Here is a 19,889-nt window from a genome sequence, read left to right on the forward strand (position 1 = left end):
ACCTGTCTTGAAAGGAGTTAATTGGCTAATTTAGTAAGCATAGAAGTAATCATATTAAATAAGATATTGTTTTTTGAAGTAAGAGGAGAATGTTCGTAATCCTTGCTCATGCGTCTAAAATTGGAAAGCCAGGCAAAGGTTCGTTCTACAATCCAACGTTTAGGAATAACTTGAAATCCTGTATCAACCAATTTCTTGGTAATCGTTAGCAAACATCCAGTTTCCAACAAACATCGATTTTGTAATTTACCTTTATACCCTTGATCAGCAAAAAACCTACGTAATGTTGGAGCTTTGCATTTAGCTTGAACAAAAAGATTGGTAGCACCATCACGGTCCTGAATGCTTGCGCTGTGTACTTCTGCAGTAATTACAAGACCTAGTGTATCTACAATAATATGACGTTTTCTACCCTTTATTTTTTTACCGGCATCATATCCTCTTGATCCCCTTTTTGAGTCGTTTTCACTGATTGACTGTCAATTATACCTACTGAAGGTGTTTCATTTTTGCCAACCATTTTTCTTACCTCTTTTACTAGCATGTCATGTATTTTTTTCAATTTTCCATTATTACGCCACCTGAGAAAATAGTCATACACCGTTTTCCATGGAGGAAAATCTTTTGGTAGCATTCTCCACTGGCAACCACCCCTCATTATGTACCTTATTGCATTAATAATTGTTCTTATGTTATGTTTTCTTGGTCGTCCTATCGCTCCTTGTGCAACATAGGGCTCTAAAATTTCCCATTCCTTGTCACTTATATCACTTGGATACAACTTACCCTCCTATTTTTTGCTTACCTCATCATACTCTTTTCTTCATTACCTTTCAAGACAGGTTCTTAGCAGTGTGGAACATCTAAGTAGGTAGCTGGCCGAAGTGACTTGACAAACCTTCCCACTTTCCTTATCATATCAATAAAAGTATTTATCCTTGTTTTTAATCTCTGCAGATTTAACAACAAAAATTCAGTAAAAAACTCAGGTATTTATTGGCAAATTACATAAAATTATAGCGGCTGCATGTCTTTTTTATTTTTTCTACGTTCAGCCAAATCGCGCTTGTTAGCACATTATTACAACGCCAATTTAAATTATAAAACTCGCTATAAGGGGGTTCTTTTGCCTTTTTTTATTTAGTAAATTTTTTAATATTTTGAATTAGCTATACATACTGACATCATATCACAGTGCGTGACACTGTGATCCAGAAAAACTAACCGCAAATTGAATCATAATAAAGACTAGATTCCAGCGTCATGAGCTGGAATGACATCAACTTTTGAATTCCAGTTATGCAAGAGATCTAATGACGCAAAGGGGCTACTTGAATGACAGGAAAAGGAGCACTGGGATAGAGGCACTAATATGAAGAAAGAAGGGATAACGGTTATTGGTAAATTTAGATCGTTTTTAACTATTTGCCTTTTTTCTATGCAAGAAGTGTATTGATAAGTCCATTACAATTCAGTATTGTGAAAAATATAAGTCAAGTGTTAGTTAGGACATGGGGATTTTTTTTCAATTTTTGGGTAAGGTGCTAGGCAAGGTTTTTCCTGCCAAAATAGTAAGCTCTTTTTTAGGAGTAGGATATTTACCGGGTTGGCAGCATTATTGGTCTTCTTTTCTAATATTATTTATTACCGACATTATATTAATGCTTACATACGGAGGTGATTTTATACTATATAAAATGCCGAATTCAGGCATAGTTGTAGCTGCTATTTTTACCAAGCTAGCAATAGTTATGTTAGTGCTGCAATTAGTTGGCATATCTATTTTTCATACTCAAGATCCTTCAGCCAGCAGTGATGAGAATATAGTAATACAAATAGCATCAGGACAGGTGATGACTGTTGCGTTTTCGATGCCGGCAATAATGTCAATTTATTATATTGTAAGTAAATTCTATTTAAGTATATGCAAGGCAATACTTAAATGTCCATTTTGGTTTAATGATCTTATGCATTTGTTCTTTTTCTTTATAATACCTTATTTATTTTTTAATATTGTAGAAGTAATAAAACCATGGCCGATAAGTACGATACAGCTTAGTTATAACAATGCAATATCAATCACATTTGAAGGGATTTTTCATGTGTTTTATGCAGTGATTTTATTGTACTTGACTGCATTTATATTCTGCGATCTGACTATGCATGATGCGATTGTTTTAAATAAAAGCATATTTGAGTATGTAAAAGAAAGTTCAATAGCCTTGAGTGACTATTTTCATGGCACTATTAAAAAAATAAGTATAGAATAGTACTTATTTGCTTATGTATTCAGTTTAAAAGATATACAGTTTGCGTGAATCTACAGGATATAATAAAGGGATTACAAGATTTTTGGGCAGATGAAGGGTGTACTATACTTCATCCATATACGTCTGAAGTTGGAGCTGGAACACTACATCCCGCAACAATCATGTCAGCGATTGACGAAAAATCAACAAAAATTGCGTATCTACAACCAGTAATCAGACCTGCAGACGGACGCTATGGCGACAACCCTAATCGTTTATATCAGCATCATCAATACCAAGTTATAATAAAACCATCTGGCAGCAATTTGCAAGATATTTACTTAAATAGCTTAAAAGCTCTTGGTGTATCGACAAAAGAATATGATATTAAGTTTATTGAAGATGATTGGGAAAACCCAAGTGTTGGCGCATCCGGTCTTGGTTGGGAGGTTACATGCAACGGAATGGAAGTAACACAACTTACTTATATACAGCAAGTGGGAGGTATTGACTGCAGAATAATTCCTGGTGAAGTAGCATATGGGTTAGAGCGTTTAGCAATGTGCATACAGGGTGTAGATAATGTTTACGACATAATGTGGAACGGTAGCGGTGCAACTTATGGAGATATTTTTAAACAAAGAGAGCGAGAGTTTTCTTACCTGGCACTTGATTATTATGATACTAAAGTAGTACAACAGCAGTTTGAGGATACAGAAAAACTGTGTAAATTCCTTGTTGAAAAAGAATTGCCGATAGCAGCTTATGACCAATGTATTAAAACGAGCCATCTACTTAATCTACTTGATGCAAGAGGTGTGCTTGGTGTGAATGAACGTACAGCCTATATTGGTAGAGTGAGAGAGTTAACAAAAAAATGCTGTGAATTATATAGAGCAAAGTAGAATATGTTGTCACAATTATTGTTTGAATGTCTTTCAGAAGAAATTCCATCAAGAATGCAGAATTCATCTGCAGCTCAGGTTAAGAGCTATATCACTAATGCTTTTAGTAAAAATAATGTGAAATTTGCATCTATAGAAGTTTATGTGACTGCACGTCGCATTGCTCTTTTTATTGATGGCATAAGTGCTTTGGAGCTAAAAGATTCTAACAATGAGATTAAAGGACCAAGAGTTAATGCACCGAAAAGTGCTATCGAAGGTTTTTTGAGAAAAAATCGGAAAGGTGAAGAAGATTTACTCATTCGCAAAGTAAACGATGAAGATTTTTACTTCATTAAGAGAGAAAGCTGCTTATTTAACATCAACGGGTTTCTCAAAAATCAACTGGAGGAAATGCTAAAAAACTTTTCTTGGCCAAAGAGTATGAGATGGAGTGAAAGAAAAGAGAGATGGGTTAGGCCAATTAAAAATATTCTATGTATTTTAAATGACGAAATAATACCTATATCTTTTGCAGGGGTTACAGCATGCAACGTGACGTATGGTCATAGGTTTCTTTCAGGTGATGCAGCACTTACTGTTAAAACACCCAAAGACTATTTTGAATTGTTAGAAAAAAATAATGTCATTCTTCAGTTGGACAAAAGAAAGCAATTTATACTAGATCAGATTAATAAGTTTACAAAAGAGGAGAACTTACAACTTGAAAAAAATGATTATTTACTTAATGAATTGGCAGGGCTTATAGAGTGGCCAATAGTATTATTTGGTAAAGTAAAATCATCAGAATTACCGAAGGAAGTAATACTTAGTATAATTAATACGCAGCAAAAGTATCTTGCTTTAAGTGATGGACAGAAAATATCACATTTTGTTACTGTTGTAAATGTTAACAACAATGAAGTTGTCAAAGGCCATGAAAGAATATTAGAAGCACGTCTTGCTGATGCCCAGTTTTTGATATCTCAAGACAAGAAGGAAAACCTAGATTACTATGTCAAAAAATTGAGCTCTATTTCATTTCATGCTTCGCTCGGTAGCGTAGAAGAAAAAGTGAAGCGTATTATCGCTCTTTCAAAGTATATAGCGATATTTATTCCACATGCTTCATTAATTAAAGTTGAACGTGCTGCATATTTAGCAAAGGCAGATCTTGCAACGTTGATAGTGAAAGAATTTCCGGGATTGCAAGGAGTAATGAGTGGATACTACGCTTCTTATTTTCAAGAGGATAAAGAAGTAGTGGAAGCTATAACTGAGCACTATAAGCCAATTGGATCGGACCAAGAATGCCCTAAATCTCCTACTGCGATTGCTGTAGCTATTGCAGACAAAATGGATAGTTTGGTTGGCTTAATTGCAGCAGGTGAGAAAATCTCTGGTTCGTATGATCAGTTTGGTTTGCGGAGAATGAAAATTGGTATAATTAGAACAATACTTGAAAATAATTTGCATATTCCAATTAGATTGCTGATAGATAAGTCAGTATCTTTATGTTCAAGGCTTCTATTGAATAAAAATATAACTCCAGTTGATAAGCCAAGTGAAAAACAAATTTCAGAACTAGTATTTAAATTCTGCTTAGAAAGATTCAAGATTATTTTAAAAAATAGAAATATAAGGCAAGATGTTGTAGATTCAATACTATATAAAGTCGATATTAATGATCTGCTGAAAGCGGAAAAGCAAACTGTGATATTGGATCGTTATCTTAGTACAAAAGAAGGTGAACAGGTTCTAAGCACTTATAAAAGAGCCAGTAACATGATGAGCAAAGTGAGAAAAAGTGATGGCACTACTTATAATGCATCTTACAGTAAGAAGTTTTTGATTGAAGATGAGGAGATTGCGCTATCAAATTGTGCTATAGCTGCTTGTAAAAACATCAAACAAGCGATAGAAAATAACGACTTTAATACAGCGCTTGATGAACTTGCTCGTTTTGCTCCATTTATCAATCAATTTATGGACAGTGTAAAGATTAACTGTGATTCTAATGAGCTTAGAATAAACAGGTTATCTTTGCTTGCAAATGTTATTTCTACCTTTCATTTAGTAGCAGAGTTTAACCTTATACAGGTTAAACAATTGATAAATGCTCAGGCAATATAAGGAACAAATCAAATCATCTCCACAATCCTGTGGCGTTTATAAGATGATTGGAGATAAGAGTAAGGTTTTATACATTGGTAAAGCAAAAAACTTGAAGTCGAGATTATCCGACTACCTTCAATTCGAAAACCTTTCTGAACGAATCAGAGTAATGATCTCACAGGTTATTAAGGTTGAAATATTCATCACTGAGAATGAAATCGAAGCATTGCTTCTTGAAGCACAGTTAATAAAATCGTTAAAACCATCTTATAATATTTTGCTTAGGGATGGAAAATCTTATCCTTATATAACAATTTCTAAGCATGATTATCCAAGAATAGCGAAATATAGAGGTAAGTTTAAGAAGAATGAGTTTCATTACTACGGCCCTTTTCCATCTGCTGCTGCTGTTAAGAACACTATATTATCATTGCAAAAAGCTTTTCTCTTAAGAGTATGTTCAGATCAATATTTCTCTTCAACAAAAAGACCATGTCTTGAGTATCAAGTTAAGCGCTGTTCAGCACCATGCGTAGATAAAATTACAAAAGATGATTACTGCAAATCAGTAAAACAAGCACAAGATACTCTGCTAGGAAGGAATAAAGAAGTGCAAAGACAGCTATTTTCTACAATGGAAAAGTGCAGTAGGGAGATGAACTACGAGCTTGCTGCTGTCTATAGAGATCGATTGAAATTTCTTCAGCAAATTCAAATGCAGCCAATGGATTTTTCTTTTGAAGAAGATGCAGATTTCTTCAGCATTGTACGTGAGGCAGACTTAGCATGCATTGGTGTACTATCTTTCAGAGATAAAGGTAACTATGGAAGCATTCCTTACTTCATTGAGAATTGTAGTGATCATCCAAATAATGAAATTTTATCCACCTTTTTGGTCAATTTGTATAATCCAGTTAGCACACCACCAGCACAAATTTACGTTCCCGATTTTATTAAGGATAAGGAAATTATAGAACAAGCACTTTATGCTCTTACTCAAAAATCAATAAAAGTTTTGTATGCGAAAAATAGTAAAGAGCGTGATTTGTTGAATTTTATTTACAATAATTCTAAGCATAGCCTAGAGCAGAAGCTTACTGATTATAGAAATAACCTAGAAAAGCTCGAAGAGCTTAGGAAGATTTTCTTGTTACCAAATATTCCAAAGCGTATCGAGGTTTATGATAATAGCCATATATCTGGAAATCAACAAGTTGGTGTGATGATTGTTGCAGGGCAGGAAGGTTTTTTAAAAAGTGAGTACAGAAAATTTACTATAAAAGAAGAAATTTCAGGTGATGACTATAAAATGATGAGAGAAGTGCTTACTAGACGTTTCTCTGGCAATATAAAAGACATCATTCCTGATTTTTTACTGATAGATGGTGGGCCAGGACATGTTTCCATAGTGCAGAATGTGTTGGAGATATTGAATATAAACGTTCCTTTTGCTTGTATGGCAAAAGGTCATGATCGTAACGCAGGAAATGAAAGATTTTATGTGCCGAGCAGAGAAGAATTTACTCTAGCAAGTGACAGCAAGGTCATGCTTTATTTACAATTGCTGCGTAATGAAGCTCACCGTTTTGCAATAACTTCGCATAGAAAAAAACGCGATAAACAATTTTTTGCTTCACAATTAAGCAAAATATCCGGTGTTGGCAGTAAAAGAAAGAAGGCACTCATGTCTCATTTTGGTTCGGTAGAAAACATAAGCAAAGCTTCTCTAGCTGAAATTCAAAACGTACCTGGAATTAGTAAAGGTTTAGCAGAAATCATTCTTCAAAACGTGAATTCTAAGAAAGGTACTCCTAAATAGGTACTCTAAAATTAACCTTTATTTCTTCTTAATAAGACATAAAAAGCTCCTTTGCCACCATGTTTTTTTATGGCTTGCTGATAGTATAAGATCATATTCCGAACTTTTGTGTCATTCAACCACTTATTTAAGCTATTCTTTATAGTGTCTATTTTATCTGTACTATTACCATGCCCCGTAATTACCAATAAGCACCTATTCCCTGCTTGATAATTTTTGATAATAAAATCTATCAATTTACAATAAGCATTATCTATACTATAGCCGTGCAAATCGAGTTTATCGCTTATAAAATATTTGCCCCTATCGATCTTTAATTTTGTATTGTAGTCAAGACAAAATGATGAATCACCATTATCAGTATTAAGAAAATTTTCTTGTAAACTAGAGGCACCTTTATCAATCATAGATTTTATATTTACTTTGTGATCAACTTTCAAAGTAACTTTTCCACATTCTATTGGCTTAACATTTTTTTGCCAATCTAACTCATCATCTGACATAAATTCATTAATTGAACTGCATAATTTTACAACAATATATAAACACAGTAAAATATTGCTTACTCTATAAAAATCTGATTTTTAATAATGAGATGAAATCATCAAAAGCTAATGAAAACTGTTGGATATATGGAAAGCACACTTGTATTTCAGCATTAAGAAACAAAAATAGGCGGTGTATAGAACTGTTAGTAACAGAAAATTTCTACAGAGAATTTGAGAAAGAAATTAAACAATGTGCAGATAGTAAGGGCATTAAAGCTCGACTGGTAGAGAACAAAATGTTCAATGATGTTTTACCCAAAGGTGTAAATCACCAAGGAATTGCTTTAAAAGTTACTCCTATTTTTCACAGCTTAAATATTGAAGAAATAGCTGAAAGATCAGGTGAAAACTCTACTATAGTCATTTTAGATCAAATTACTGATACACACAATATAGGGTCGATTTTAAGAACCTCAGCTTGTTTCAACATTGATGCATTGGTTTTACCGTATCACCATTCACCAAGCGAAAATGCATCTATCGCAAAAACAGCAAGTGGCGCATTAGACATTGTTCCTCTAATATACGTTACAAACATAGTAAAGACGATGGAGTCTTTAAAAAAGATAGGCTACTGGTGTTATGGGTTTGATTGCAATGCAAAGGAAAATATAGATGAAATAAAGAATTTTGGGCAAAAAAGAGTAATTGTTTTTGGTTCTGAAGAGAAAGGAATGCGGAGACTAGTTAAAGAAAATTGTGATTATCTTTTAAAAATCCCAATGTCAAACGTAATTAACAGTCTAAATGTTTCAAACGCAGCAGCAATAGGACTATATTCCATCTACATTAAAACAAAAATCACTGCAAATTAGTTGCAATAAAACAAGGATGTCATTCCAGTATGTGATACTGTAATGACAACAGTGAATGACATCTTGCGATGTCATTCACTAGCACTTACATTACCAATCCCAAGAAAGAGGTGAACTTGAATCTGTTGGAATCTCGAAGGATGGCTGTGACACTATCTCTTTTATCTCATTTCTAAGCCATTCACTACCTTCTTGCCCAGCATCCGTGATAGCTTGCTTGAAACTGCTCTCTAGTACAGCTTTAGCAGCTTCAGTGACGTGACCATTACCATTTATAGCATTTCCTATTGCAGTTAACTTAATTAACTCATCGTTTAAGTCATCAGGCATCTTATCAGTCTTAGTTTGTATTGCAGTAACCTTATTTCCTAAATTAGCAGCACTTGTAGCATCTTTTATAGCAGCAACATCAGCAGTAAAGGTATCTGTAATCTTATCAGTCTTAGTTTGTATTGCAGTAACCTTGTCTCCTAAATTAGCAGCATTTGTAGCAGTTTCTATAGCAGTTACTTTAGCTGTTAAGTCAGCTGGAATAGTATCAGTTTTAGCCTTTATAGCAATGACATCAGCTCCTAAGAACCTGTCTTGAAAGGAGTTAATTGGCTAATTTAGTAAGCATAGAAGTAATCATATTAAATAAGATATTGTTTTTTGAAGTAAGAGGAGAATGTTCGTAATCCTTGCTCATGCGTCTAAAATTGGAAAGCCAGGCAAAGGTTCGTTCTACAATCCAACGTTTAGGAATAACTTGAAATCCTGTATCAACCAATTTCTTGGTAATCGTTAGCAAACATCCAGTTTCCAACAAACATCGATTTTGTAATTTACCTTTATACCCTTGATCAGCAAAAAACCTACGTAATGTTGGAGCTTTGCATTTAGCTTGAACAAAAAGATTGGTAGCACCATCACGGTCCTGAATGCTTGCGCTGTGTACTTCTGCAGTAATTACAAGACCTAGTGTATCTACAATAATATGACGTTTTCTACCCTTTATTTTTTTACCGGCATCATATCCTCTTGATCCCCTTTTTGAGTCGTTTTCACTGATTGACTGTCAATTATACCTACTGAAGGTGTTTCATTTTTGCCAACCATTTTTCTTACCTCTTTTACTAGCATGTCATGTATTTTTTTCAATTTTCCATTATTACGCCACCTGAGAAAATAGTCATACACCGTTTTCCATGGAGGAAAATCTTTTGGTAGCATTCTCCACTGGCAACCACCCCTCATTATGTACCTTATTGCATTAATAATTGTTCTTATGTTATGTTTTCTTGGTCGTCCTATCGCTCCTTGTGCAACATAGGGCTCTAAAATTTCCCATTCCTTGTCACTTATATCACTTGGATACAACTTACCCTCCTATTTTTTGCTTACCTCATCATACTCTTTTCTTCATTACCTTTCAAGACAGGTTCTAAGGTATCTGTAATCTTATCAGTCTTAGTTTGTATTGCAGTAACCTTGTCTCCTAAATTAGCAGCATTTGTAGCAGTTTCTATAGCAGTTACTTTAGCTGTTAAGTCAGCTGGAATAGTATCAGTTTTAGCCTTTATAGCAATGACATCAGCTCCTAAGGTATCTGTAATCTTATCAGTCTTAGTTTGTATTGCAGTAACCTTGTCTCCTAAATTAGCAGCATTTGTAGCAGTTTCTATAGCAGTTACTTTAGCTGTTAAGTCAGCTGGAATAGTATCAGTTTTAGCCTTTATAGCAATGACATCAGCTCCTAAGGTATCTGTAATCTTATCAGTCTTAGTTTGTATTGCAGTAACCTTGTCTCCTAAATTAGCAGCATTTGTAGCAGTTTCTATAGCAGTTACTTTAGCTGTTAAGTCAACTGGAATAGTATCAGTTTTAGCCTTTATCGCAGTGACATCAGCTCCTAAGGTATCTGTAATCTTATCAGTTTTAGTTTGTATTGCAGTAACCTTATTTCCTAAATTAGCAGCACTTGTAGCATCTTTTATAGCAGCAACGTCCGCAGTAAAGGTATCTGGAATAAATACAGTCTTAGCCTTTATCGCAGTGACATCAGCTCCTAAGGTATCTGTAATCTTATCAGTTTTAGTTTGTATTGCAGTAACCTTATTTCCTAAATTAGCAGCACTTGTAGCAGTTTCTATAGCAGTTACTTTAGCTGTTAAGTCAGCTGGAATAGTATCAGTTTTAGCCTTTATAGCAGTGACATCAGCTCCTAAGGTATCTGTAATCTTATCAGTCTTAGCCTTTATTCCTGATATCAGATCTGTTCCGACTTGAGTTTTTATGGTAACTAAGTCAGCGCTTAAGTCAGCTGGAATAGAATCAGTCTTAGTTTTTATTGCATCTACATTAGTTCCAATACCTAATAATGTAGCAATTGCACCTCCAGTCATGAAGTTTGTTGCTGTAGCACTGTAATCTATTTCAGCAGCACCATTAGGTTCATACTTAAAAGTGTTGAAAACATTAGTAGCATTGTCTACACCAAAGGTATACTTATTCTGTGCAGCATCTTCATAAATTATGCTTTTAATGTTAGGGGATGGTACATTTGCTCCAGAGTTGTCTTTAAAAGTTAAACTAGCCATATCACTTTCCGTTAATTATAAAAACCATAATGTGCATGAAAATAATATAAATTCCGTAAATACTAGATTTTGCATAAGATTTCCTTGAAGCTTTTCGCTTCAGAATTCTTCTCTTGTGATCTAAGTATGTAGCAGACGATGTCATCCTAGTAGCCCCTTTGGTGTTATTCCAGTGCTTGACACTGGAATCCATTTTTCCATCATAAGAAACGTTGATTACTTTTATACTAGCAAATTTAACTGGATGCCAGTGTCTGGGCATTGGCATAACAAAAAGAGGGCAGGGCCCTCCTTGTATATTAGATATAGGCTGAGTTATGATCGTGATAAACGTGATCGCTTGCGCAGTCGAACATTTTCACAAAACCATTCTCTAGATAGAGATTATATTCATGATGTTGATCTAATAACTCAAAGTTATCTTGTGTTTCTAAGCTGAAGTGACTTGAATCTGATAGCAATTCGTAATTTGGATTATCTATTTTACTAATGCTGCTTATTACTTTGCCATTACCATTTGATATAGCCAAACTATAACTATCACCATCCTTCATTATTTTGATGGATACCTTATCTTCAGGTAACACTATAAGCTTTTTCGTGTCACTATCGTGAATTAGAAATTTGCCATCTTTAAAGTAATACTTGTCTTCCGGCAAAGCACCAATCTTATAATCCGATGTATGCAGTTTGTTCCAAAAATCTAACACAGATTGCTTATCTGCTCCTTCTGCTCTATTATACAAGGCTTTCACATCATTATAATCTATGATTACATTTGCCTTATGCTTTCCTTCTACATCTCGATCATAGCTCTTTTCTATTTTCAAGATTGTGTCTTTCAACACTACCTGCTCTTTCTCCTCCACTGAAGCTGACCTTTTTGCCCTTGTTGGAATTTGTGGTTGATCAGACTGTATTTCACTATTGTCGTTTGATACAGTTCTCTCTTCAGCAACAACATTAGTAGTACTATGAACTTCTGTCTTAGTTTCACTTACTTGCCCTTTTGGACTTTCGGTTTGTTTCTCTTTTGTGAATATTCTCTGATAGTCCGTGTAGCCTCTGTTAGTATCGCCGATATCGCCACTGCCTTGATCGAAAGTTATTTTTTTGCTTCCATTTCCCATATTCTCAATTTCAACTTGAGGAGAAACAGATGCGAGGAAATCATTATAGCTGTAGTTATAATCAGCAGAAAAGAATATTTTTCCTTTGAAGTTATGGAAATTATTAGATAACATTCCAATTTCTTCATCAGTATCACCATCAAATAGTTTTACTTTAGTGAAATATGTTTGATCTTTTATTCTAACTATTTGACCACTCGAGTTTCTTTGTATCTGATAATCATTTGGATCATGTTTAATTGTAAAAAGTTTACCAGGGGCATATTTTTCTAAGTTTATAAGGCCCACATTTATATGTTTATGAGAATAATCTCTCTTTTCATATTCATGTGCAAATACTGGGTCAATATATTTGTATTCGTCTGGTATGCTACTGTATTCTCTTCCTTCAGAATCAGATGGTGCTAATTTATATTGTCCATCTTTTTCCACCAATTTTAGGTGAGTAACATTGCCTGGCAATTGAAACCTTACGTTTTTTCCATGATCATGAATGAACAAGTTACTTTCATTTATAACTTCACCTCTTTCATTTTTCATCTCTTCAGTGATATAGAAGCCCATATTTTTGAATGCATGTAGATTTTCGCCTCCTTGCTTTACAACCGCTTCGTATACATCGTCGTCTGTTCTATCAGTCCCTTTATCATCCAATAATGTTCCTTTTTCTACGATTACGCCGCTTTCTCTTTGCTCATCAGAATATTGAGCATGCTTTGAATCCTGATGATTTAGAATTTTGGTCCCTCTAAGAAGCAGAGAATCTAAATCTTTTTGAATGTGTCCAGTGCTAGGATGCAACAATTCATTTTCATGTAAATGTGCTTCATCAAAGTATTCATCACGTTCAACTGTTCTGCCATCTATCAGAGAAGCTTTATAATGACCATTTTCTTTTGTAATAGCCATATAAGCACCACCGTCATATTGAGTATTCAAGTTGTGCAATATGTCCTCAAAAACAAAAGTTTCTTTAGTTTGACCTTCAACTTGCTTAAAAAAGCCCGATTCGCTCGACAACTCTCCAAGCTTTGTATTCCCATCATATATAGATAGTGCACCCATATCTCCGTGACCAAGAGCTTTGATAGAGAAAACTTTACCTTCTTGTAGATTAATATGAGCACCTCTGATTAGGTTTGGATCGATATTAACCATCTCTTCTAACATCTTTTCTACGTCAATGTTCTGAGTTTCTTTTACTTGTTTCAAGCCAGCGTTTATGGTTTTATCAAGCAAATCATCTTTCAGTTGTGTATATTTGTCCTGTGTAGCATTATATAATCTCTTATCTTCATTATGATAATTAGTGCTGGCTGAATTGCATTTTTCTACAAATTTCTCATAAGAGATCTCTCCTCTTTTGTATTGCTCGTATGCATCATGACGCTGTGTTTCTTCCTGTTCACGAAGGCTTTTCAACACATCATTATATTTTATATCCTTCTGCTTATCTAAGTCTTCTTTCCCATCATAGTAAGATTTTCTAAGATCTTCACCATATTTTGATAATATCCTCAAAGCTTGCATTTTATACTCTTGACTGTTTTGATATTCATTACCTTGTTGATCAGAGTAAGTCAGCTTAACCTGCCCATCAGTAGTTTTTACTGCCTTTAAGAAATGATATTCCTTTGATATATCGAGGGTATCATTTGTTGCCCTATTAACAGCACGAGCATAATCGTAAAATGACACATGCTCTACAGCAGAGAAACTTCCAACGTTTTCTCCATCTATTTTTTCTATATTTGCTTTATAATACGATACATCTTTAATTTCTCCACCCACTATTTCTTGACCAGTTGCTATAAAATCTCCTTTTGTAACTTGCAAAGCGTTGAGATGTTCCATTGCAGTTTCTGTATCATTCTCAGAACCTGTCTTGAAAGGAGTTAATTGGCTAATTTAGTAAGCATAGAAGTAATCATATTAAATAAGATATTGTTTTTTGAAGTAAGAGGAGAATGTTCGTAATCCTTGCTCATGCGTCTAAAATTGGAAAGCCAGGCAAAGGTTCGTTCTACAATCCAACGTTTAGGAATAACTTGAAATCCTGTATCAACCAATTTCTTGGTAATCGTTAGCAAACATCCAGTTTCCAACAAACATCGATTTTGTAATTTACCTTTATACCCTTGATCAGCAAAAAACCTACGTAATGTTGGAGCTTTGCATTTAGCTTGAACAAAAAGATTGGTAGCACCATCACGGTCCTGAATGCTTGCGCTGTGTACTTCTGCAGTAATTACAAGACCTAGTGTATCTACAATAATATGACGTTTTCTACCCTTTATTTTTTTACCGGCATCATATCCTCTTGATCCCCTTTTTGAGTCGTTTTCACTGATTGACTGTCAATTATACCTACTGAAGGTGTTTCATTTTTGCCAACCATTTTTCTTACCTCTTTTACTAGCATGTCATGTATTTTTTTCAATTTTCCATTATTACGCCACCTGAGAAAATAGTCATACACCGTTTTCCATGGAGGAAAATCTTTTGGTAGCATTCTCCACTGGCAACCACCCCTCATTATGTACCTTATTGCATTAATAATTGTTCTTATGTTATGTTTTCTTGGTCGTCCTATCGCTCCTTGTGCAACATAGGGCTCTAAAATTTCCCATTCCTTGTCACTTATATCACTTGGATACAACTTACCCTCCTATTTTTTGCTTACCTCATCATACTCTTTTCTTCATTACCTTTCAAGACAGGTTCTGAGCTACCAGGCTCCAGCTTAAATGCATCTTTAAAATTAGTAGCTGTTTCTCTTATCTCACTTTCAATGTGAGCAACTTTACTTGTTCTTAAATCATGAGAATGAACCTCTACTTTGATATTTAAATCTTTAACTTCTATGATATGCTTATTGTTAAAATATTCTTCTTTAGTTATATTTTTATTTACTTGTTGACTGATTGTCATAACTTTAACCTCTAATTTATTAGTCTCCACAATATCAAGCATAAAGCTACTTCCGCTAAGAAAGTGTAAATTCTCATATTGATATAATTTATATCTTAATAAAAAAGTATAGATAGTTAACTCAATATGAAAAATCGAGAATATAGCTAAAATTCCATGGCTGTTAATAAGTAGCGGAATTATAATTAAGAAATTTACTGAGTAGAAAAAAAGGTAAAAAAATCCTTTAGTAGCGAGTTTTATAATGTAAATTGGCGTTGTAATAATGTGCTAACAAGCGCGATTTGGCTGAATGTAGAAAAAATAAAAAAGACATGCAGCCGCTATAATTTTTATGTAATTTGCCAATAAATATCTGAGTTTTTTACTGAATTTTTGTTGTTGAACCCGCGAGGATCAAAAACAAGGATAAGTACTCTTATTGGTATGATAAGGAAAGTGGGAAGGTTTGTCAAGGAGTTTCATTCAGCAAGAAGTCTAAAAGCAAATTGACTTTCATTTCACTGAAGCACTATACTAAGGTTAAGATGGGTAATTAGCTCAGTTGGTAGAGCACTTGCTTGACGTGCAAGGGGTCGCTGGTTCGAGCCCAGTGTTACCCACGTTTTTTTGCTCATAAAAAGATTTTGTATGACAGCAGTGCACAATGGCAAACACTCAATAGCAGAGTCCAAGCGCTTAATTTATTCCATAATAATAGTCGCAATAACAATGCTTATGGAGATAGTAGGTGGAGTAATTTCACACTCGCTTGCTCTGTTATCAGATGCAGGGCATATGCTCACTGATCTTTTTGCCTTGATTTTAAGCTGGGTAGCGCACAAATTTTCAGCTAAGAAATCTGATTTACAGAGGTCATATGGGTATCACAGATTGCAGATAATTGCAGCATTTGTTAATGGTTTAACTCTATTTTTCATTGCAGCGGTCATTATAATTGAATCAATAAAGAGATTCATTTGTCCGGTCAATGTGGAATGGAAAGTAATGCTAATAATTGCCACACTTGGCCTAATCTCTAACATTATAGTCTTTTTTATATTACATAGTAAATGCGAAAGTAATATAAACATAAAAAGTGCTGTATTGCATGTTATCGGAGATATTTTAGGTTCTGTAGCTGCTATACTTGCATCCATAATTATCATGTTTACCGGATGGCAAATAGTGGACCCTATTTTGTCAGTATTTGTCAGTGTAATAATCTTAAACAGTGGCTATAAAATTCTCAAGAATTCTTGCCATATACTCCTTGAAGGTACACCTGAGAGTGTATCTGCTGAGGAGATAAAAAGTGAGATTGTATCTAAGTTACCTGAAGTGATAGATGTGCATCATATACATGCATGGTCACTATCTGATAATTATTTTATACTTACTATGCATGCCAAGATAAAGCAAAATGGACAACACACTAATATTTTGTATGAGATAAAAAAAATACTATTAAATAGGTTCGAAATTGCGCACTCTACAGTTGAAATTGAATACGATGAGTGCGTAGACAGTAAAATACTTAAGCATTGACATCTATAGGCTATTTGTTATTACTACAATATCATAATATTATAGAGAGTAGGCTATGATAGGTGTTTCCCAAATACAATTTCCTGGAAAGGATTCTTACAGATTAAAGACAGCAAGTTACTTCGCAGCTTTTGTTTCTTTAAGCATTTTAGTTAATCCTGCCAATGTCTTTTTATCTTTTGCCACATTGTTTTTTAGATCTGAAATAAAAACTTTTTACGTTTATAAAGACATAAAAGCTGCAAAGCAGGAAAAAATAAGTAAAAAGGAATATTGGGAAATATTTTTTGAGAAAAATAAAATTAAGATAGCATCTTTCCTTTTATTTTTTGCTTCTGTAACATATCTAACTTTTACAATTACTTTTCTACTTGTTTCGTTACTTGCAACAATACCACTTGCAATGGTTTTAATTCTATTACAAAGTGAATTAAGGCCAAAGGATTTTAATCCATTTACGTTACTCAAAGCTGCTATAAGTTTCTTTTTAGAAGGCATAAAAGAAAATACTCGCAGTATGACAAATAAGTTTGATGGTACTTATGAGCATTTACTGCCCCATCAATTGAATGACGATATTAGTAATAATATTAGTAAGTTAATACGCAAATATGATCCAGTACCAGAAGACGCTATTAATGATGAGGGATTTAAAGAGTTTATTGAATATATAAATCACTTACATATGCTTGATGGCCAACCATTTAGTAATGAGAATAAGGGAAAATTAGTAATGTTTTTGCAAGATTTTTGCAAAGGTAATGAGAAACATAGCTCTGGCTTCACTGGTGGACAAATTCTTCTGTTAGTTCTTAGAGCCTGCAATGATGGAGATAGAGAAGCTGTAAAAAATAAAAAAGACGCGTTAATTGCAAATTTACTGGATAGTCAAACTTTCTCTAGAAAAGAACGAATTCCTAACACATGTTTTACTGGTGTTATCTACAGAATGTTAAGTACATTAGAGGGTATTCATTCCGATCCAGAGATTAAATTTACACCACCTAGACAAATGCTCCTTACAGAAGCAGAAAATGAAGCACGTAAGTTTATGTTAGACAGGCTAAAAAATAAGAAGAACAGTAAAGAAATTCTTAGGGCTTGGCATAACGCCCAAAATAATTATGAAGATGATAAAAGTCAAAAAATAGTTGATGATTTTATTGCAGAAGTAAGCGTTCCTTTAATGAGAAGGTTGCTAAGTTTTACTTCTCAGAACCTGTCTTGAAAGGTAATGAAGAAAAGAGTATGATGAGGTAAGCAAAAAATAGGAGGGTAAGTTGTATCCAAGTGATATAAGTGACAAGGAATGGGAAATTTTAGAGCCCTATGTTGCACAAGGAGCGATAGGACGACCAAGAAAACATAACATAAGAACAATTATTAATGCAATAAGGTACATAATGAGGGGTGGTTGCCAGTGGAGAATGCTACCAAAAGATTTTCCTCCATGGAAAACGGTGTATGACTATTTTCTCAGGTGGCGTAATAATGGAAAATTGAAAAAAATACATGACATGCTAGTAAAAGAGGTAAGAAAAATGGTTGGCAAAAATGAAACACCTTCAGTAGGTATAATTGACAGTCAATCAGTGAAAACGACTCAAAAAGGGGATCAAGAGGATATGATGCCGGTAAAAAAATAAAGGGTAGAAAACGTCATATTATTGTAGATACACTAGGTCTTGTAATTACTGCAGAAGTACACAGCGCAAGCATTCAGGACCGTGATGGTGCTACCAATCTTTTTGTTCAAGCTAAATGCAAAGCTCCAACATTACGTAGGTTTTTTGCTGATCAAGGGTATAAAGGTAAATTACAAAATCGATGTTTGTTGGAAACTGGATGTTTGCTAACGATTACCAAGAAATTGGTTGATACAGGATTTCAAGTTATTCCTAAACGTTGGATTGTAGAACGAACCTTTGCCTGGCTTTCCAATTTTAGACGCATGAGCAAGGATTACGAACATTCTCCTCTTACTTCAAAAAACAATATCTTATTTAATATGATTACTTCTATGCTTACTAAATTAGCCAATTAACTCCTTTCAAGACAGGTTCTCAGTATAGTGAACAAATTGTGCTGACATTAATGAAAAATATCAGCTCTGTAAAGTTAAATAAATTAGAGCACTTTGTGTTGGGTCAGCACATGAGAGATAGACTGCAGGAGCATGCTTTAGATGACCAACTCGAAAATATCAAAGAAAAAGTCTTTTTGAAGCTTTTAAACCAAAATTTACTTAGGATAGATTTTTCTCTTAAGGATTCATTTTTGAATGAAGCTAAGGGAATAGCTGACGAAATAATAAAAGAAGAAGTAGAGAAATTTAGGTCAGAAACTGCTGAAAAGGTTAGGAAAGTTAACCCTATAGAAGCTCAAATAGATGCTACATTGCAAAATCTGTCAGCCTTGCCACGAGAAAGGAAGTGTTGCATTGCATATAACAGACTAAATGGACAATATAAAGGTGATGAAAGAGAAATAATGGAGAACATCTTACTAAAAAAATTAGAGATAACGAAAGAAGAAATGAATAAGATGCTAGAAGAGTATGATATACGTAAGCTAAAATTAGCACTTGATGATGCATGTAAAAAAAGTGGAAAAAACATGGAAGAAATAATAAAAGAAGTAGAAGAAGTGGTCTCAAGTCGTCTCTCACATGGAGTATCCGCTAGTAATGTAGTAGAAGGAATGAGACATAGCTCATAAAAACTTACGTTCTCTGCCTTGCAGAAGATTTGCAATATTTTTGTAATGCTTCAAGAAAATTAATATCGCTACAGTGAGTAGTATAAGGAATAACTCCTTTTGAAAAAAGAAAGATGCTATAACAGCTGCTGCAGTAGCAGCCAAGGAAGCAAGAGAGGAGTACCGAAAGATAAAAAATACTATTAGCCAGACAAATACAAATGCTAATGCTATAGAAATGTTAAGTGCTATCAAAACTCCCAAAGTTGTTGCAACCCCCTTTCCTCCATTGAACCTTAGCCAAATAGGAAACATATGCCCTAGAACTGCTAAAATTGCAGATACATGTATATATAAATCGTTATTATCACAAAATTGTTGTGCTGTATAAACCGCGACAAATCCTTTCAAAGAGTCTAAAAATAATGCGAGGACAGCAAGTCTCTTATTTCCTGTTCTTGCAACATTTGTAGCACCAATGTTTCCTGAACCTACTTCTCTTAAATTTATATCATTTATTTTTGCAATAATTAAGCTAAACGGTATTGAACCTAATATGTAAGATAATACAAAGACTACAAATATCTCTATCATA

General features: G+C 34.1%; 18 protein-coding genes, 1 tRNA gene and 1 pseudogene. 11 read left to right on the plus strand and 9 right to left on the minus strand.

What is annotated here, in order from left to right:
* Positions 1 to 17: 17 nt before the first annotated feature.
* Positions 18 to 781 (minus strand): IS5 family transposase gene (locus ABWU56_RS01380; RefSeq protein WP_353281091.1). Its coding sequence is split into 2 segments (ribosomal slippage): positions 18 to 427 and positions 427 to 781, totalling 765 coding nucleotides; the frame shifts between segments, so codons are not numbered across the junction.
* A gap of 730 nt (positions 782 to 1,511) precedes the next feature.
* Between ABWU56_RS01380 and ABWU56_RS01385 the strand changes: the two genes are divergently transcribed.
* From ABWU56_RS01385 to uvrC, 4 genes are read left to right on the plus strand one after another with little or no spacing between them, the layout of a single operon-like run.
* A complete protein-coding gene (locus ABWU56_RS01385; RefSeq protein WP_264375950.1) occupies positions 1,512 to 2,270 on the plus strand; it encodes a phosphatidylglycerophosphatase in 759 nt (252 codons plus the stop codon).
* A 44-nt stretch (positions 2,271 to 2,314) separates the two neighbouring features.
* Positions 2,315 to 3,154: a glycine--tRNA ligase subunit alpha gene (locus ABWU56_RS01390; protein ID WP_264374578.1), complete on the plus strand. Its 840-nt coding sequence runs from the start codon at positions 2,315 to 2,317 to the stop codon at positions 3,152 to 3,154.
* 3 nt (positions 3,155 to 3,157) lie between these two features.
* Positions 3,158 to 5,266 (plus strand): glycine--tRNA ligase subunit beta, encoded by a 2,109-nt coding sequence (gene glyS, locus ABWU56_RS01395; protein WP_353281643.1) that lies wholly within the window; start codon positions 3,158 to 3,160, stop codon positions 5,264 to 5,266.
* Complete coding sequence (gene uvrC, locus ABWU56_RS01400) at positions 5,250 to 7,067, plus strand: excinuclease ABC subunit UvrC (protein WP_353281644.1); 1,818 nt, start codon at positions 5,250 to 5,252, stop codon at positions 7,065 to 7,067. Before glyS ends, uvrC begins: the two co-directional genes overlap by 17 nt.
* Positions 7,068 to 7,078: 11 nt before the next feature.
* On the opposite strand, the gene ABWU56_RS01405 is transcribed toward uvrC, so the two are convergent.
* Positions 7,079 to 7,570: a Smr/MutS family protein gene (locus ABWU56_RS01405; protein WP_211907769.1), complete on the minus strand. Its 492-nt coding sequence runs from the start codon at positions 7,568 to 7,570 to the stop codon at positions 7,079 to 7,081.
* Between the two features lie 92 nt (positions 7,571 to 7,662).
* Between ABWU56_RS01405 and rlmB the strand changes: the two genes are divergently transcribed.
* Positions 7,663 to 8,430, plus strand: coding sequence for a 23S rRNA (guanosine(2251)-2'-O)-methyltransferase RlmB (gene rlmB / locus ABWU56_RS01410; RefSeq protein WP_064085291.1), 768 nt, complete (start codon positions 7,663 to 7,665; stop codon positions 8,428 to 8,430).
* 90 nt (positions 8,431 to 8,520) lie between these two features.
* On the opposite strand, the gene ABWU56_RS01415 is transcribed toward rlmB, so the two are convergent.
* Positions 8,521 to 8,760, minus strand: coding sequence for a hypothetical protein (locus ABWU56_RS01415; protein WP_353281645.1), 240 nt, complete (start codon positions 8,758 to 8,760; stop codon positions 8,521 to 8,523).
* Between the two features lie 133 nt (positions 8,761 to 8,893).
* Here ABWU56_RS01415 and ABWU56_RS01420 point away from each other — a divergent pair, with 133 nt between their 5' ends.
* On the plus strand, positions 8,894 to 9,019 hold the full coding sequence (locus ABWU56_RS01420; protein ID WP_353281646.1) for a hypothetical protein: 126 nt from the start codon (positions 8,894 to 8,896) through the stop codon (positions 9,017 to 9,019).
* Between the two features lie 6 nt (positions 9,020 to 9,025).
* Here the strand turns inward: ABWU56_RS01420 and ABWU56_RS01425 are convergent.
* The 5 genes from ABWU56_RS01425 to ABWU56_RS01445 form a co-directional block, all read right to left on the minus strand.
* Positions 9,026 to 9,789 (minus strand): IS5 family transposase gene (locus tag ABWU56_RS01425; RefSeq protein WP_353281091.1). Its coding sequence is split into 2 segments (ribosomal slippage): positions 9,026 to 9,435 and positions 9,435 to 9,789, totalling 765 coding nucleotides; the frame shifts between segments, so codons are not numbered across the junction.
* 20 nt (positions 9,790 to 9,809) lie between these two features.
* A complete protein-coding gene (locus ABWU56_RS01430) occupies positions 9,810 to 11,009 on the minus strand; it encodes a hypothetical protein (RefSeq protein ID WP_353281647.1) in 1,200 nt (399 codons plus the stop codon).
* 299 nt (positions 11,010 to 11,308) lie between these two features.
* Complete coding sequence (locus ABWU56_RS01435; RefSeq protein WP_353281944.1) at positions 11,309 to 13,564, minus strand: surface protein-related protein; 2,256 nt, start codon at positions 13,562 to 13,564, stop codon at positions 11,309 to 11,311.
* Positions 13,565 to 14,034: 470 nt separating this feature from the next.
* A protein-coding gene (locus tag ABWU56_RS01440; protein WP_353281091.1) for an IS5 family transposase occupies positions 14,035 to 14,798 on the minus strand; the annotation gives its coding sequence in 2 pieces (ribosomal slippage) (positions 14,035 to 14,444 and positions 14,444 to 14,798; 765 coding nt in all).
* Between the two features lie 20 nt (positions 14,799 to 14,818).
* Positions 14,819 to 15,112: a hypothetical protein gene (locus tag ABWU56_RS01445; protein ID WP_353281648.1), complete on the minus strand. Its 294-nt coding sequence runs from the start codon at positions 15,110 to 15,112 to the stop codon at positions 14,819 to 14,821.
* Positions 15,113 to 15,599: 487 nt separating this feature from the next.
* Between ABWU56_RS01445 and ABWU56_RS01450 the strand changes: the two genes are divergently transcribed.
* The 5 genes and pseudogenes from ABWU56_RS01450 (at position 15,600) to ABWU56_RS01470 (ending at position 19,315) form a co-directional block, all read left to right on the plus strand.
* A tRNA-Val gene (locus tag ABWU56_RS01450) sits at positions 15,600 to 15,672 on the plus strand.
* 28 nt (positions 15,673 to 15,700) lie between these two features.
* Entirely contained in the window at positions 15,701 to 16,597 is an 897-nt protein-coding gene (locus ABWU56_RS01455; protein ID WP_250120286.1) for a cation diffusion facilitator family transporter, read from the plus strand.
* Positions 16,598 to 16,652: 55 nt separating this feature from the next.
* Positions 16,653 to 17,813 (plus strand): annotated as a pseudogene (locus tag ABWU56_RS01460) (hypothetical protein); the annotation flags it as partial.
* 64 nt (positions 17,814 to 17,877) lie between these two features.
* Positions 17,878 to 18,641, plus strand: a protein-coding gene (locus ABWU56_RS01465; protein ID WP_353281091.1) for an IS5 family transposase whose coding sequence is annotated in 2 segments (ribosomal slippage) — positions 17,878 to 18,232 and positions 18,232 to 18,641 — 765 coding nt in all. Because the reading frame shifts where the segments join, the coding sequence is not laid out codon by codon here.
* A 38-nt stretch (positions 18,642 to 18,679) separates the two neighbouring features.
* The gene (locus ABWU56_RS01470) at positions 18,680 to 19,315 is read left to right on the plus strand and encodes a hypothetical protein (protein ID WP_353281649.1); all 636 of its coding nucleotides are present in this window, start codon (positions 18,680 to 18,682) and stop codon (positions 19,313 to 19,315) included.
* Here ABWU56_RS01470 and plsY read toward each other — a convergent pair.
* A complete protein-coding gene (gene plsY / locus ABWU56_RS01475; protein WP_410542167.1) occupies positions 19,310 to 19,888 on the minus strand; it encodes a glycerol-3-phosphate 1-O-acyltransferase PlsY in 579 nt (192 codons plus the stop codon). The genes ABWU56_RS01470 and plsY overlap by 6 nt on opposite strands.
* Position 19,889 lies beyond the last annotated feature (1 nt).

The sequence above is a fragment of the Wolbachia endosymbiont (group B) of Horisme vitalbata genome (genome assembly GCF_964028625.1).
GTDB lineage: Bacteria > Pseudomonadota > Alphaproteobacteria > Rickettsiales > Anaplasmataceae > Wolbachia.

Coding starts and splice junctions, on each gene's coding strand:
- ABWU56_RS01455 (WP_250120286.1), top strand. CDS start 15,701: ATGACAGCAGTGCACAATGGCAAACACTCAATAGCAGAGTCCAAGCGC.
- glyS (WP_353281643.1), top strand. CDS start 3,158: ATGTTGTCACAATTATTGTTTGAATGTCTTTCAGAAGAAATTCCATCA.
- ABWU56_RS01385 (WP_264375950.1), top strand. CDS start 1,512: ATGGGGATTTTTTTTCAATTTTTGGGTAAGGTGCTAGGCAAGGTTTTT.
- ABWU56_RS01415 (WP_353281645.1), bottom strand. CDS start 8,760: ATGCCTGATGACTTAAACGATGAGTTAATTAAGTTAACTGCAATAGGA.
- plsY (WP_410542167.1), bottom strand. CDS start 19,888: ATGATAGAGATATTTGTAGTCTTTGTATTATCTTACATATTAGGTTCA.
- ABWU56_RS01430 (WP_353281647.1), bottom strand. CDS start 11,009: ATGGCTAGTTTAACTTTTAAAGACAACTCTGGAGCAAATGTACCATCC.
- rlmB (WP_064085291.1), top strand. CDS start 7,663: ATGAAATCATCAAAAGCTAATGAAAACTGTTGGATATATGGAAAGCAC.
- ABWU56_RS01445 (WP_353281648.1), bottom strand. CDS start 15,112: ATGCTTGATATTGTGGAGACTAATAAATTAGAGGTTAAAGTTATGACA.
- ABWU56_RS01405 (WP_211907769.1), bottom strand. CDS start 7,570: ATGTCAGATGATGAGTTAGATTGGCAAAAAAATGTTAAGCCAATAGAA.
- uvrC (WP_353281644.1), top strand. CDS start 5,250: ATGCTCAGGCAATATAAGGAACAAATCAAATCATCTCCACAATCCTGT.